At 63.2% G+C, this 15,322-nt stretch carries 12 protein-coding genes; 8 read left to right on the plus strand and 4 right to left on the minus strand.

Going from position 1 to position 15,322, the window contains the following annotated elements; genetic code table 11:
* Nucleotides 1–17: 17 nt before the first annotated feature.
* Nucleotides 18–1,589: a DHA2 family efflux MFS transporter permease subunit gene (locus B0919_RS01685; RefSeq protein WP_078010455.1), complete on the minus strand. Its 1,572-nt coding sequence runs from the start codon at nucleotides 1,587–1,589 to the stop codon at nucleotides 18–20.
* Between the two features lie 74 nt (nucleotides 1,590–1,663).
* On the opposite strand from B0919_RS01685, the gene B0919_RS01690 reads away from it, so the two are divergent.
* On the plus strand, nucleotides 1,664–2,038 hold the full coding sequence (locus B0919_RS01690) for a four helix bundle protein (RefSeq protein ID WP_078010456.1): 375 nt from the start codon (nucleotides 1,664–1,666) through the stop codon (nucleotides 2,036–2,038).
* Nucleotides 2,039–2,107: 69 nt separating this feature from the next.
* Here the strand turns inward: B0919_RS01690 and B0919_RS01695 are convergent, their stop codons facing one another.
* The 3 genes from B0919_RS01695 to B0919_RS01705 form a co-directional block, all read right to left on the minus strand.
* Entirely contained in the window at nucleotides 2,108–3,223 is a 1,116-nt protein-coding gene (locus B0919_RS01695; RefSeq protein WP_078010457.1) for an HlyD family secretion protein, read from the minus strand.
* A 106-nt stretch (nucleotides 3,224–3,329) separates the two neighbouring features.
* Nucleotides 3,330–3,761, minus strand: a complete 432-nt coding sequence (locus tag B0919_RS01700; protein ID WP_078010458.1) for a universal stress protein — start codon at nucleotides 3,759–3,761, stop codon at nucleotides 3,330–3,332.
* 1 nt (nucleotide 3,762) lies between these two features.
* Nucleotides 3,763–5,097: a TolC family protein gene (locus B0919_RS01705; RefSeq protein WP_078010459.1), complete on the minus strand. Its 1,335-nt coding sequence runs from the start codon at nucleotides 5,095–5,097 to the stop codon at nucleotides 3,763–3,765.
* A gap of 215 nt (nucleotides 5,098–5,312) precedes the next feature.
* On the opposite strand from B0919_RS01705, the gene B0919_RS01710 reads away from it, so the two are divergent.
* From B0919_RS01710 to B0919_RS01735, 7 genes are all read left to right on the plus strand, one after another.
* Nucleotides 5,313–7,427 carry a sigma 54-interacting transcriptional regulator gene (locus tag B0919_RS01710; RefSeq protein ID WP_078010460.1) on the plus strand — a complete coding sequence of 705 codons (2,115 nt, stop codon included), beginning with the start codon at nucleotides 5,313–5,315 and terminating at the stop codon, nucleotides 7,425–7,427.
* 137 nt (nucleotides 7,428–7,564) lie between these two features.
* Nucleotides 7,565–8,776, plus strand: coding sequence for a hypothetical protein (locus tag B0919_RS01715; protein WP_139361834.1), 1,212 nt, complete (start codon nucleotides 7,565–7,567; stop codon nucleotides 8,774–8,776).
* A 122-nt stretch (nucleotides 8,777–8,898) separates the two neighbouring features.
* Nucleotides 8,899–9,051, plus strand: a complete 153-nt coding sequence (locus tag B0919_RS25085) for a hypothetical protein (RefSeq protein ID WP_176132803.1) — start codon at nucleotides 8,899–8,901, stop codon at nucleotides 9,049–9,051.
* Nucleotides 9,052–9,239: 188 nt separating this feature from the next.
* Nucleotides 9,240–10,559, plus strand: a complete 1,320-nt coding sequence (locus B0919_RS25090) for an AAA family ATPase (protein WP_176132804.1) — start codon at nucleotides 9,240–9,242, stop codon at nucleotides 10,557–10,559.
* Nucleotides 10,560–10,787: 228 nt separating this feature from the next.
* On the plus strand, nucleotides 10,788–11,819 hold the full coding sequence (locus B0919_RS01725) for a 5-methylcytosine restriction system specificity protein McrC (protein WP_078010462.1): 1,032 nt from the start codon (nucleotides 10,788–10,790) through the stop codon (nucleotides 11,817–11,819).
* A gap of 223 nt (nucleotides 11,820–12,042) precedes the next feature.
* Nucleotides 12,043–13,692 carry a TldD/PmbA family protein gene (locus tag B0919_RS01730; RefSeq protein ID WP_078010463.1) on the plus strand — a complete coding sequence of 550 codons (1,650 nt, stop codon included), beginning with the start codon at nucleotides 12,043–12,045 and terminating at the stop codon, nucleotides 13,690–13,692.
* A 41-nt stretch (nucleotides 13,693–13,733) separates the two neighbouring features.
* Entirely contained in the window at nucleotides 13,734–15,065 is a 1,332-nt protein-coding gene (locus tag B0919_RS01735) for a TldD/PmbA family protein (RefSeq protein ID WP_078010464.1), read from the plus strand.
* The last annotated feature ends 257 nt before the right edge of the window (nucleotides 15,066–15,322 follow it).

Consider the following 15,322-nt stretch of genomic DNA (forward strand, 5'->3'; position numbering starts at 1 on the left):
TAACTCGCAAACTGGCTTTAGTGCGCCGCATTTAGGTCGACTTTCTCACCGGGCTTGGGACGCTTGATGAGGAAGATGAGCGGGATGCAGAGGATAAAGAAGGCCCCGATCATCAGGAAAGTCTGCGAGTAGGTGATGAGGGCCGTCTGCTTCATCAGCATGCCTTCCAGCGCGGCGTAGGCCTGACGCTGGGCCTGGAACATATCGGCGCCTTTGGACATGAAGTTGGCAATCAGGCCCTGCACGCGCTGCTGCGTTTCGGGGTCGTACATCGAGATGTTGGGCAGCAGGCCCACGCGGTTCTGCATGGTTTTGCGCTCCAGGAAGGTACCGATGAGGGCCACCCCGAACGAGCCGCCGAGCTGGCGAATCATGCCGGTCAGACCAGCGGCCTGGCCCGCATCCTTGCCGCTGAGGCCGGCCAACGACATGGTGGTGATGGGCAGGAAGAGCAGCGCCAGACCAAAACCGCGCAGCATCAGCGGCCAGAAAAAGTCACTCTCGCCGGCGGTAGGCGAAATCTGCGTGCTCATCCAGTACGAGAAGATGAAGAACACCACGAAACCCACCGGCAGCATAAACTTTTGCGACACCCCGCCTTGGATCATTTTGCCGACCATGGGCATCATGAAGCCGGTAAGTAGGGCGCCAGGCAGCAGCAGGTAGCCCGTTTGGGCAGCCGTGAAGCCGAGGATGCGCTGGCAGAAAATCGGGAAGACGAACACCGAGGCGAACAGACCAAACCCGAGGATAAACGAGAGGAAGGCACCCACGGCCAAGTTGCGGCTCTTGCCGAGGACCCGCAGGTCCACGATGGGGGCTTTGGCCGTCAGCTCGCGCCAGATGAAACCCGCCATGCCGATGATGGTCAGGGCCGTGAACAGCAGGATGATTTCATCCTCAAACCAGTCGTTGGATTCGCCCTGCTCCAGCACGTATTGCAAGGAGCCCACGCCCAGTACCAGCAGGAAAATGCCCAGCCAGTCGATTTCGCCAATGGGCCGCCGGATGGCATTCTTGATGCGCTCCGGGTCGCGGATAAACGTGGCCGTAAAAATGCTGGCCATGACGCCCACCGGCACGTTCACGTAGAAAATCCAGGGCCAGTCGTAGTTATCCACGATGAAGCCGCCGAGCGTGGGACCGATGGTGGGGCCGATAATAACGCCCATGCCGAACAAGGCCTGCCCCAACGGCAATTGGTGAGGCGGGAAAGTGTCGATGAGGATGGCCTGCGAAGTGGCCATCAGCGCGCCGCCGCCCACGCCCTGGATGAAGCGGAAGGCTACCAGCTCCCAGATGTTGGTGCTCTGCCCGCAGGCCATGGAGGCCAGCGTGAACAGAATCACCGAGAACAGGTAGTAATTTTTGCGGCCGAACTGCTCGGCCAGGAAGCCCGTCATCGGAATCACGATAACGTTGGCAATGGCGTAGGACGCTACTACCCAGCTGACTTCCTGCTGCGTGGCCGAGAGGTTACCCATCATCTGGGTCAGGGCCACGTTCACGATGCTGGTATCAATGAGCTCCAGCAAGCAGCACATCACCACCGTAATGACGATGATCCACTTGGTAAATCCGGTTTCCATGTGGTGAAATGGAGAGATGGTGAGATGGTGAGTTTATGTTCTTACTTGAGTAAGAGAAACACGCTATTCACCTTATGGAAGAGGATATTATCCCCAACGTATCGTTCAACGAAGCGTACCGAGCGCGCACGAAACAAGCCGCCCTACGTGTAATTCGTTTGTATCAACAACTGCCGCGCACTGGCGAAGCCACCATACTGGGCAAGCAACTACTCAGATCTTCCACTTCAGTAGCAGCCAATTTCCGAGCCGCCTGTCGGGGCCGCTCTAGTGCCGAGTGGTACGCCAAGCTTTGCATTTGCGTGGAAGAAGCCGATGAGACTCTGTTTTGGCTAGAGCTACTCAGTGACGCTGGAATTTTATCACCTCTGCGCCTGCACAGCCTTCAACAAGAATATGTTGAGCTAGTTTCCGTACTGGCAACCGCCCGCAAAAGAGCGAGGAAATAAGGGAAGTGGTGAAATAGCAAGCGCCGCATTCGAACGTCAAACTCACTATTTCACCATTTCACAAACTCACTACTTTGTCGCCACCGTCGCCGTCACGCTCATGCCGGCGCGCAGCGGGTGCTCAGCGTCCACTTTGTCGAGCACGATTTTCACGGGCACGCGCTGGGTTACTTTCACGAAGTTGCCGGAGGCGTTGTCGGGGGGCAGCAGGGCGAAGCGGGCACCCGTGGCGGGCGAGAGCGACTCGATGTGGCCCTCAAACTCCTCGTTCGGGTAAGCGTCCACCTCCACGTTGACCTTCTGGCCCACGCGCATGTTTTCCAGCTGGGTTTCCTTGAAGTTGGCAATAACCCAGGTGCGGCTGCTGGCCACGATGCCGAACAGCTGCTGACCGGGCGATACTACCTGGCCGGGCTGCACGCCCTTGCGGCTCACCGTGCCGTCGGCCGGCGCCTTGATGGCAGTGTAGCTGAGCTGCAGCTGCGCGTTGTCGAGGTCGGCCTGACGCTGCTTCACCACGGCCTCGGCCACGGCTACCTGCTGCTGAGCGGCGGCCACTTGCTGGCGGGCTACCGATACTTGCTCCTGGGCCGTGGCACGCTGGGCGCTGGTCGACTTCAGGTTAGCCTGCACCGCGTCGTACTCGCTCTGCGGGATGATGTCCTCCTTGCGCAGGAACTCGCTGCGCTGCAGGTCTTTCTGCAGGCGGGCGCGGGCGGCGTCGCTCACCCCAATGGTGGCCTGAGCGGTGCGTACGTTGGCCGAAGCCGTACCTACGGCGGCGCGGGCGGCCGTCACGTTGGCCTGGGCAGCCAGCAGGGCGGCCTGAGCCGCATTTACGCGCTGCTGGTAGTCAGCAGGGTCGATGGTCACGAGCACGTCACCCTTCTTCACCGGCATGTTGTCGTCCACTTTTACCTCCAGCACGGGGCCGCCCACGCGGGGCAGTACCGGGTACACGTCGCCTTCTACCTGGGCGTCGTCGGTTTCTTCGTGGGTTTGGCCAAACTGGTAGCGCTGGTAGCCGAAGTAGCCGCCTACCAGGAGCACCAGCGCCAGGATGATCAGAATAATCGGGCGCTTCGAGCGGCCTTCGGGCTCGTCGTAAGCGGTGTCAACGGCGGGCTGGGCCGGGCCGCCAGGCTGCGAAATTTGGCGTTCTACCACCGGTTCTTGCGTTGCCATTATCTATGCGGAGCGTTGAGTGAAAAGTCTTGTCGAGTAATAAGGGGGTTGAGCAGCAAGCCGGGTGGTGCGTCTTGTGAATCGCCGACCGGCTTGGCTACGGCCGTCAGGCCGACTGCCGGTACGCGGCGTCGCCCTGCGGTTTGACGAGCAGCGTGGCACACAGGGCGGTGCGCACGACGTGCTCAGCGGTGTTGCCCATCAGGAAGCGTGTGAGGCCCGTCTGGCCGTGCGACCCGATGACGATGAGGTCAAAGCCCCCGTCCCGCGCCTCGCGCGTGATTTCGCAGGAGGCCTCTCCCTGCCGCAACCGGGTAGTTACGCGCGGGGCGCCGGCTTGTTCGGTGATGAGCTGATAACGAGCCAATTCCAGCGCGGCCTCAGGCAGGTCGGCGTCGCTGAGTACGGGCTGCGGCTCCTGCACGTGCAGCAGGCACAGCTCGGCACCGGTAGCACCGGCCAGGGCGGCGGCATAGGCCACCAGGGGCCCCGAGGCGGCCGAAAAATCCAGCGGGCAGAGAATCTTAGACAGGTGCATGTTACCAGATTTGCTCGCCGGTGGCGCGGCGGAGTTGGTACTGACCCAGTGTGTAGTTGTAGATGGCCTGCAGGCGGGCCAGGCGGGCCTGGGCCAGCTGCGTTTCGGCGTCGAGCACGTCGAGGTTGTTGCCCACGCCGTAGCGGTAACGGGCCTTGGCGCGGGTCAGCGCGTCGGTGGCCTGCTCGATCTGCACCTGCGAGTTGTCGTAGCGGGCCGTGCTCGACTGCATGTTGTTCACGGCCTGCTGCACGTCGGCGCGCACTTGCTCCTGCGTGTCCTGGATGCGGGCTTGCGCGCCTTTCACGGCCGACTCAGCCCCCACGCGCTGCACTTTGTTGCGGTTGCCGTCGTAAATGGGCACGTTCAGCTGTGCGCCGAGCACCGTGTTGAAGCGCATCCGCTCGATGTTGGGCAGGATGTAGCCGTTTTTGGCGCCGGCCTGGCCCAGCACATTGAGCGAGGGGCGGTTATTGGTTTCCACCACGCGCTGCTGGGCAATGGCCGTCTGCTCGGCGTCCTTGGCCAGCTTCACCTCGGGGCGGTTTTCGGCGCCCCGGGCCAGGGCGGCGTTGACGTCCACGGCCTGCGGGTTGTACTCGAAGCGGCCGCGAATGGGCGTCACCTCGTTTTCGGGGCGGTGCAGCAGGCGGGCCAGCTGTACCTCCTGGTTGCGCAACTGGTTCTGCAGGTCAATCTTGGTGTTCTGCGCCTGCGCGATGCGCACCTTCGTCGTAGTCACGTCGAAATTGGTGCTGACGCCGCCCTGCACACGCTTCTCCATTTCCCGCTGGTGCTGCTGCAGGGAGGCAATCTGCGCGTCCTGCACCCGGATGGCTTCGCGGGCAAACAGGATGCTGTAGTAGCTCTGCGCCGCGGCAAAGGCCAGGTCGCGGCGGGTCACGTTGATCTGGTCCGTGGCCGACACGATGCGGCTCTGCGACAGGTCGATGTTGGCGCGGGTGCGGCCCAGGTCCAGCAGCGTGTACTGCGCGGCCACGTGCAGGTCGTAGTTATTGTTGGGGGCAAACTGCAGCACCTCTCCGTTGAAGGGCAGCTTCACCACCGGGTCGATGCGGGTGTACGTGCCGGTACCGTTTACCACCGGCCGCAGGTAAGTGCGCGTTTCGGCCAGGCGGGCCTGGGCCTGGTTTACTTCCTCTTGCAGGGCGTTGATACTGGGGTTGGCATCCAGCACCGTGCGGATGGTAGACTCCAGCGTCAGCGAATCCCCGACGGTGGCCGCAGTGAGCGGGGTTTGCGCGTGAGCAGCACCAGCCGACAGCAACCCGAGGGTCAGCAGGAACGGCGCGGCATGTTTAGGTCGAAAGAACATAGCGGATGACTGATGAAGGTCGACCCGGTATTACCCAAGCTTGTGCCAAGGGGTTACGCGGATTAAAACTTTCTTTAAAAACCGCCTTAAACACCTCAAAAACACGCATTTTATTTTAATGACGAGTTACCGAGCACCTAACTCGACCATGTATATTTTCCTCATATTTCAGAATTTCCTCGTTTATTGCTCCTGATATTTAAGGAAAGAAGCCGATGCCCGATCAAGACGACTCCCTGCTGCTCTACCTCAACGACGCCATTGCGACGACCCGCAACAAGGAGGCGTTGTTTCGCACCGTCACGGAAAAGCTGCGGCTGATTTTCCCTTTCGACGCCATTACCATCATTACCCTCGACGCCGAACACCAGTACCGCCGCGTGTTCATGCGCGACTACCTCGGCGAGATTCTGCTGCCCAACCAATCCCTCACCAACCTGCCCGGCACGGGCAAACCCACTCGGGCCCCCATCGAGGGCACGCCCATCGAGCAATTCGTACGTCAGCCCCACCTGCACCAGTATGACCTGGAAGAACTACTGCAGCAATACCCGCAGTATCTGCCCTTCTGCGCCCTCATGGACAAGGGTATGCGCTACTTCGTGGTGGTGCCCCTGCGTACCAGCGGGCAGTTGATCGGGCTGCTGTCCCTGGTGGCGCGGCGGCGCCCGCAGTTCGGCCCTATGGACACCGACCTGCTGGAAAAAATTGGCAGCCTGGTGGCCGTGGCCGTCACCAACACGCTGGCATTCGAGGATATAGCCCGGCGCGAGCAGGAAAAGACCATGCAGCTGGCCCTCAACAACGCCCTGCTCAGCATCAAGGAGCGCGAGGAGCTGTTCCGCGCTATTGCCACCGAAATCAACCGCGTGGTGCCCTGCGACTTTTTCGGCGTGCGCATCCGCGTACCCAACTCGCCGGTGCGGGCCCTGGCCGAGTTTGCCAAGGGCCCCGACGGGCAGTTTGGCTTGCTCGACGAAGGCCGCTGGGACGAGCAGCCCGGGGCGGAGCAGGCTCGGGAAGAGGCCGTGGAGCTAGTTACCCGTCCCGGCCTCTACGTGGGCGAAGAATTCGACGAGCTGACCGAGCGCTACGCCATGCTGCGCTACGCCAAGGAGCAGCGCGGCACCCGCTCCATTCTCTGCACGCCCCTGGACCTGGGCCACGACCAACTGGCAGCCCTCATCATGTCGAGCCAGCAGCCCTTTGCCTTCAACGAGGAGTCCCTGGAACTGATTATGAGCTTGGCCCCGCAGATTCGGCTGGCCATTCAGAACGTGTTTGCCTTCGAGCAGATCGAGGCCCTGCGTGCCCAGCTGGAGCGGGAACGAACCTACCTCATCGACGAAATCAACACCACCGCGGCGGCCCGCTTCGGCGACTTCGTGGGCGGCAGCCAGGTGATGCAGCAGGTATTCAGGCGCGTGGAGCAGGTGGCTCCTACCGATACCACCGTGCTCATCACCGGCGAAACGGGCACCGGCAAAGAACTGGTAGCCCGCGCCTTGCACAACTTCTCTCCGCGCAAGGAGCGCGCCCTCATCAAAATCAACTGCGCGGCCTTGCCGGCCCAGCTCATCGAGTCGGAGCTGTTCGGGCACGAGAAGGGCGCCTTCACCGGGGCCCACGATAGGCGCATCGGTAAGTTTGAGCTGGCCGACGGCGGTACCATATTCCTGGATGAAATCGGGGAGCTGCCGCTGGATTTGCAGGCCAAGCTGCTGCGCGTGCTCCAGGAAAAAGAGTTCGAGCGCATCGGCGGGCGCCGCGTCATCCGCACCGATGTGCGCGTCATTGCGGCCACCAACCGCGTGCTGGAGGACGAGGTAGCCGCCGGCCGCTTCCGCGCCGACCTCTACTACCGCCTCGACGTGTTTCCCATTCACCTGCCCGCCCTGCGCGAGCGGCCCGAAGACGTGGAGCCCCTGGTGCGCCACTTCCTGGAGCGCTTCACCAAGAAGCTCGGCAAGCCCGTACGCGGCCTGCGCGCCCGCGACCTGAAAGCCCTGCAGCGCTACCCCTGGCCGGGCAACATCCGCGAGCTGGAGCACGTGGTGGAGCGCGCCGTCATTGCCAGCAGCGGGCCGTTTCTGGAGTTTGCCGGCTTTACGGCCGCCCCGGCCACCCCGGCGGCGGCGGCCCCGTTTGCGGCCGGCGCCATCAAGACCCTGCGCGACCAGGAGCGCGACCATATCCTGGCGGCGCTGCAGCACACCGGCGGCCGCGTCAGCGGCCCGCAGGGCGCCGCTGTGTTGCTCGACATCAACGCCAAGACGTTGGAAGCCCGCATGAAGAAGCTGGGCATCCGCCGGGAGCACCGGGCCGATTGACCGCAGGTGGGCGGCGTTCGGGTGGAAAGAATTCAGAGCACCCGGCCGAAATACTTACCAAGGCTTGGCAGGAATTCGGAGTGTCCGGCTGGAATTCTTGCCAAACTTTGGCCTGACGTTCTATTTATCTTTTCCCAATGAAAGTGTTACGTATGCTCTACATACTTACCGGCCGCCCTAGCTGGCGGCAGGCACCCTTGCTGCTCGGGCTGGTCGCTGCTACCGGCTGCGAGGCCCCGTCTACCCGCAAGGCACCAGTTGCCGCGCCGCCCGCTGCCACCCAACCGGCCCTGCGGCCGAAACTCACGCCGCCCCCTCCTCTGCCCTCGGCAGCGCAGTTGGGCTACCACCGCTACGTGGGCACGGTAGACGGCCGCCCGGTGCTGGCTGAAGTCAGGCTATGGACGGAGTTGAGTGTAGCCGCGTACCCGGATACCGTGTGGGAAGCCAAGCTGAAGGGCAGCTTCTACTACCGCGCTACAGCGCGAGGCGGCTATTTAGGTAACGCGGAGCAGTTTCACCCGGAGCAGTGGCTGGAAACCTATGGCTGGGACTACCAGGACCAGTATAACCGCCGCTGGGTGCCAAGGCTGTGCGCCGAGCAGCCGCCGGGCCGGCCGCTGCTTACCGGCTGGTACTACCCGGAAGGCCAGACGCAGCCCGTACGGGTGCAGCTACGCGAAGATTACACCGACGGCGTACGCTACGAGTTGCTGGAAGAAGAAAGCTGGGGAGCCGCCAGGGTTTGGCGGGCCGATGGCACCGGCGACTCTTCCACCATACAGCGGACCTACCTGCACCTGCTCGGCCCGGATACGCTCCGGCCCGCGCTGGCCCGGCTGCAATGCCCCGTGCCAGCCGCCCGGCGCCGCGCCCGCCTGGCCCGGCTGCCTAAGTCATACGGCCATACACTCTACCGCGACTTCATTGATGTGACGCTCAACGAGGCCGGCCTGCTGGCCTATACGCACGACGACCGGGTCGAACCCGAAGGCACGCGCTACTACGAGGAAACCACCCGCTGCCACCTGCTCGACCTGCGCACCGGCCGCGAGCTGTTATTGGTGCAGCAGTTCCGGCCCGGCAGTCTGCAACGCCTGCTCACCCGACAGGCTCTGGCCGATACGGCCTTGACTCAGCACCGGACCCGATGGTGGAGCGGCGGACAACTCCCCTTAGCCTCCGCCCGCCTGACCATCGAACCCACCGGCATCAGGGCCCTTTACCACGAGCATGAATCGGAGGAGAAGCTGTTCATTTACGACCAGTACCTTACTTGGGCCGCGCTGCGCCCCCTGCTGCGCCCGAACAGCCCGCTGCACCGCCTGCTGCGCATCCGGGGCCTATAGTCAAAGCCGCGACCATTCCAACCAGCCCGACCATTCCTGCTGAAAGTCAGCCGCTGCACAAAACAACTGCCCCCACACCGCGTACACCCAGGCATGGTTTCATTCCTAAACCAACCACAGCCATGTCTAAGAACAACGTGCCTTCGACCCCGCAACACGATGATCCGACCCGCAAAAAGCAGGAAGACAAACGCGTAAATACCACCGAAGAAAGCCCGCAGGCCAAGAAAGTGACGCCCGACAAGGCGCACAGCCCCGAACGCCACGCGAAGTAAACCAGCTTTTGCTTGCCCTGCCCCGCTACTTGGCCCGACGCCAGGTGGCGGGGCAGTTTGCGTGTAGGAGGCTGCCCTCGGAGCTCTGTCAAAGCCGCTCGGGAAAATGCTTTTTTGCCCTGCTCCGATGGTTCCAAAACCGAACTACCGGCGCGCCGTTGGCGTTTTGCTCCTACCTTACCGCCTGCATGTCCGCCGCCCCTCCCGACCTTTCTGCCCTTACTCGTGACCACGTCCTGCGCGCCCTGCGCCACATCGACCGTGCCGGGCTGGAGCTGACGCCGAGCACGGTGTACGACCTGGTGTTTAAGGGTCGGCGCTACCCCCCGCGCCCGGTGGCCGAGCTGGCGCTGCGCCTGGCCCTGAAGCAGCCCGAGGCCGCGTGGCCCCTGCCCGCTGGCGCGCCCACCAACCAGTTTCTGGAGCAGCTCAGCTTCACCGTGACGACCAAGCGCCCGGTGCTGGCCAACTCGCCTCACGACGGCGACATGGCCGCGCAGGCCGACATGCAGCAGCTCTACACCGGTCTGGCCGATGGCGAAGTGCCCTTGCCGGCCACCCGCCCCGTTGCGCAGCCCAGCCCCGAGCCGCTGGTGGCCGAGCCCGTCAGCACGTACGAGCCAGCCCCCGCCGACCCGTATACCCGCGCTATGGCCCGGCGCGAGCTGTTCATTTCCGAAACCAAGCTCGACGACGCGCTGGCGGGCCTGGAGCGCAAGCAAAACCTGATTCTGCAGGGCCCACCCGGCACCGGCAAGACCTTCCTGGCCCGCCGCCTGGCCTGGCTACTGCTGGAGGCCCAGGACGATGCCCGCATTGAGCTGGTACAGTTTCACCCGAGCTACAGCTACGAGGACTTCGTGCAGGGCTTCCGGCCCGACGGCCACGGCGGCTTCCGCCTCACCGACGGCGTGCTGCCCGACGTATGCCGCCGCGCCGCCCAAGAACCGGAGCGCCCCTTCGTGCTGCTCATCGACGAAATCAACCGCGGCCACCTCAACCGCATCTTCGGCGAACTGCTGGTGCTGCTGGAGCCCGATAAGCGCGGCCCCCAGCACGCCGTGCGCCTGCCCTACGCCCCAGCCGACGCCCCGCGCTTCTTCGTGCCGACCAACCTGTACCTCATCGGTACGATGAACACGGCGGACCGCTCACTGGCCCCACTTGACTACGCCCTGCGCCGCCGCTTCGCCTTCGTGGGGATGCAGCCGGAGTTTGGCCAGCCGCTGCGCCAGCTGCTCACCGAGCGCGGCGTGCCCAAAGTAGTGACGGCCCGGCTGTTGCTGCGCCTGAACGAATTGAATCAAGTCATTGCCGACGACCCGGAGCTGGGCCCCGATTTTCAGTTGGGTCACAGCTACTTCTGCCAGCCACCCGCGCACCCGGCGCAGGCCCCGGCGTGGCTGAACCTGATTCTGGAGCAGGAAATAGCGCCGCTGCTGGATGACTACTGGTTTGACCAGCCCAGCCTCGCCATCCAGCACAAGCAGCGGCTGCTGTCGGTCTAAATCGTTCTGCTGGTTTTGGGCCGCCGAAACTTTTCAGAACAGCAGTAAACGAAGTAAAAGGTCATCCTGAGGCGCTAGCCGAAGGACCTTCTCACCCTGGAACGGTAACGACCTGATGTGCCAAGGCCCTTCGCCCTGTTCAGGATGATGTCCGAGCGTTATTCCACTGTGGCTGAAGTCCTGATTATCTACCAAATCCCTGTCAGCCGGATTAAGCCGCAGTAAGCCGTGGTCCCAATTCAGAACCTGTACTACCTGCTTTGCTACGCCTGGAACCGCCTGCCGGAGCCCGGCGAGTGGCAGCACGTAGACACGGCCAGCTTCCACCGCCCGCTGGAGTTGCTCACCCAGATGTTGCTCGTGGGCACGCGGCGCCTGCTGCAGAAAGGCCTGCCGCTGGGCTACGCCGAGCGCGAGGAAGAGCTAACGGAGTTGCGCGGGCGGGTGCTGCTCACGCCCACCCTCACGCGCGACCTGCTGCGCCACGGCCGCGCCGTGTGCGCCTACGACGAACTTGGCCCGAACACACCCCTGAACCGCCTGCTCGCGGGCACGCTGGAAGTGCTGGGCCGCACCCGGCACTTGCCCACTGCGCTGCGCCAGGAAGCGCGCCGGGTACGCAGCCGCTTTCCGGCCGGCATTCAACCTTCCCCCCTCACCCGCAACGAGCTGCGCGCCGTGCGCCGCCTGCATTTACCGGGCACTGAAGGCTTTCTGCTGAACATCTGCACGCTGATTTACCGCACGGCCCTACCGGATACCGACGCCGAGGGCCGTACCCGCTTCCACGATTTCCGCCGCGACGAGGCGCTGATGGCGGGGCTGTTCGAGCGGTTCGTGCGCAACTTCTACCGCCTGGAGCAGCGCCGCTACCGCGTCAGCTCCGAAACCATTGGCTGGCAGGCTGAGGCCGAGCGGCCCGAAGACCTGGCCCTGCTGCCGAGCATGATTACCGATACCTCGCTGGAAGCGCCCGACCGCAAAATCATTCTCGACACGAAGTACTACGCCGCCGCTCTAAAGCCGCACTATGACCGGCAGCGGCTGATTTCGCCGCACCTGTACCAACTGTACGCCTATCTGCAAAACCAGCCGCCCCGGCCGGGCCAGGCACTGGAAGGCATGCTGCTGTACCCCGCCGCCACGCAGGAGGTGGATCTGCGCTATACCCTCGGCGGCTTTCCGGTGCGCGTCGTTACCATCGATTTGGACCAGCCGTGGCCCGCTATTTCGGCGGCGCTGCTGGCGCTGGTGCAGTAAGCTAGGTTGGTTCGGCGGGCGTTGCCGCGGCTGGCAAGCGGATGGGCACGCAATAGCATTTCTTAAAGTGTGGAGATTGAACAAATAAACTCCACCAGAAAAGATTATCGATTGTCATATATCTGCAGCCTGCCCTTGCAATTAGTGCAGCCCTGGTATTCTGGCCCCGTCCTTTTTCTTACATTTCCCACACCCTTCCGCTTATCCCAAATCTTCTACCCTCTTGAAAAGACGTGATTTTGTCGGGCTGACCGGCCTTGGGGTCGGCGCCCTGTTCCTGCCGAGCTTTCCCGGCTTCGGGGGCACGCCCGTCGACGCGGCGCGCCTGCTCGAATCCACCATGGATGCGGCCGTGAACAAGCGCCTGGCCGACGCGGCGCTGAACGCGGCCAAATCGGCCGGCGCCAGCTACGCCGACGTGCGCATCGGCCGCTACCTGAACCAGAGCATCTTCACCCGCGAAAAGCAGGTGCAGAACATTGCCAACGGCGAGAGTTTTGGGGCGGGCGTGCGCGTCATTGCCAACGGTACCTGGGGCTTTGCGGCCACCAACAACGTGTCGGAAGCCGGCCTGGCCAAAGCCGCCCAAACGGCCGTGCAGATTGCCAAAGCCAACGCCAAGGTGCAGAAGGAGCCGGTGAAGCTGGCTCCGCAGAAGGGCTACGGCGAGGTGTCGTGGAAGACCCCGATCCAGCAGAACGCCTTCGAGGTGCCGGTAAAAGATAAGGTAGACCTGCTACTGGCCGCCAACGCCAAGGCCCTAGACGGCGGCGCCAGCTTCGTCAACTCGGCGCTGTTTCAAGTAAATGAGCAGAAGTACTTCGCCTCGACCGACGGCTCCTACATCGACCAGGATGTGCACCGCATCTGGCCGACCTTCGGCGTGACGGCCATCGACCGCGCTTCGGGCAAGTTCCGCACCCGCGAGGCGCTCAGCTCGCCCATGGGTATGGGCTACGAGTACATGGTGCCCAAGGCGCAGGACAAGATTGCCGGCCCGGCCGGTACCGGCCTCGTCGGCTACAAATACAGCTACGATATCCTGGAAGATGCTGCCCTGGCGGCTCAGCAGGCTAAAGGGAAGCTGACGGCTACCTCCGTGACGCCGGGCAAGTACGACCTCGTGCTCGACCCCAACCACCTGGGCCTGACCATCCACGAAAGCATCGGCCACGCCACGGAGCTGGACCGCGTGCTGGGCTACGAGGCTAACTACGCCGGCACGAGCTTCGCCACGCTCGACTGGAAAAAGCAGAACAAGCCCTACGGCTCCAAAGTCGTCAACATCATTGCCGACAAGACGCAGGTAGGCTCGCTCGGCGCCGTGGGCTACGACGACGAGGGCGTGAAAACCAAGCAGTGGGACATCATCAAGGATGGCCAGCTGGTGGATTACCAGAAGATTCGGGACCAGGCGCACATCGTGGGCCAGAACGAATCGGACGGGTGCTGCTACGCACAGTCGTGGCAGGACGTGCAGTTCCAGCGCATGGCCAACGTAAGCCTGAAGCCCAATGCCCAGAAACTGAGCGTGGACGACATGATCAAGGGCGTGGACAAGGGCATCTACATCGCCGGTCGCGGCTCGTTCTCCATCGACCAGCAGCGCTACAACTTTCAGTTCGGCGGCACGGTGTTCTACGCCATTGAGAAGGGCAAAATTGCCGGCCAGATCGAGGACGTGGCCTATCAGGCCAACACGCAGGAATTCTGGAACAGCTGCGCCGCCACCTGCGACCAGTCGGATTACCGCCTGTTCGGCTCGTTCTTCGACGGCAAGGGCCAGCCCTCGCAGGTATCGGCCGTGAGCCACGGCTCGGCCACCACGCGCTTCAACGGCGTGAACGTCATCAACACCGCCCGCAAGGTGTAAGCAGGCGCATTCCCCTTCTCTCTTCTTCCGACAGTCTATCAATGGCTATAATCTCTAAAGACGAAGCCCAGGCTATCCTGACCAAGGTACTGGGCTTCAGCACCGCCGATGAGTGCGAGGCGACCCTCACCGGCACCACCGGCGGCAACATCCGTACCGCCCGCAACACGGTGAGCACCGCTGGCGCCGTCGACAACGTGTCGCTGGCCGTGGAGGCCCGCTTCGGCAAACGCTCGGGCGTGGCTACCTGCAACCAGTTCGACGACGCGACGCTGCGCCGCTGCGTGCAGCGCGCCGAGGAAATTGCCCGCCTCGCCCCCGAAAGCCCCGAGTACGTGCCCATGCTGGGAGCCCAGCAGTACGTGAGCACGCCGGCCTTTGCCCAGAACACGGCCGGCATCAACCCCGACTTCCGCGCCCAGCAGGCCGGCAAGAGCATCAGCTACTGCGACCAGAAAAAGCTCAGCTCAGCCGCCTTCCTCGAGGACGAAGCCGGCTTCGTGGCCAAGCGCAACAAGAAAGGCCTGGAAGCCTACCAGCAGTTTACCAACCTGGACTTCTCGGTGACGGTGCGCACCCCCGACGGCCTGGGCTCGGGCTACGCCGCGGCCGACTACACCGACATCAGCAAATTCGATGCGGGCCGCCTTACCCAAATTGCCGCCGGCAAAGCCGCGGCTTCGGTAACGGCCAAGGCCATCGAGCCGGGCAAGTACACCGTAATTCTGGAGCCAGCGGCGCTGGTCGCCAACACCGACGCCTCGCTGCTGGGCGCGCTGATGCAGGCCTTCGACGCCCGCTCGGCCGACGAAGGCCGCTCGTTCCTGAGTAAGAAAGGCGGCGGCAACAAGAAGGGCGAAAAGCTCTTCGATGAGCGCGTGACCATCTACTCCGACCCGGCCAGCCCCGACATTCCCGGCCTCGCGTTTGCCGGCGACGGTCGCCCGCGCCAGAAGGTGACGTGGATTGAGAAGGGGGTGGTGAAAAACATGTACTCCTCGCGCTTCTGGGCCCAGAAACAGGGTATTCCGGACATTGCCCCGCCCAGCGGCTTCATCATGATGGGCGGCACGGCTAGCACCGAAGACCTAATCAAGAGCACCCAGAAAGGCATTCTGGTGACGCGCCTGTGGTACATCCGCCCCGTGGACCCGCAGACGCTGCTCTATACCGGGCTGACGCGCGACGGAACGTTCTACATCGAGAACGGCAAGATCAAGCACCCGGTGAAAAACTTTCGCTTCAACGAGTCGCCCATCATCATGCTCAACAACCTGGAAGCCATTGGGCGGCCGCAGCGCCTGGGTGGCAACTTCGTGCCCCCGCTCAAGATCCGCGACTTCACCTTCACCAGTCTGTCCGACGCGGTGTAAGTTTGCTTGCTCCTTGTTCCAAACCGAAGAGTCCCCGGGCCGCTGGTCCGGGGGCTTTTTATTTGGCCGTAAGAGGTCAGCAGTGGTTTAGTTACGGAGCAAGACTAGAGCTAGCTCCCCTCCTCAGCTGAGAAGGGGCTGGGGGTGGTAAGGTTACTATCCGCCATCAGCCCGCGAGATGTCTCGGCTGCGCTCGACATGACGACGACGGGCTTTGTCGGACGTTCTGATGACTGGCCAACCACCCCCAGCCCCTA

It is taken from the genome of Hymenobacter sp. CRA2, assembly GCF_002007105.1.
Lineage (GTDB): Bacteria > Bacteroidota > Bacteroidia > Cytophagales > Hymenobacteraceae > Solirubrum.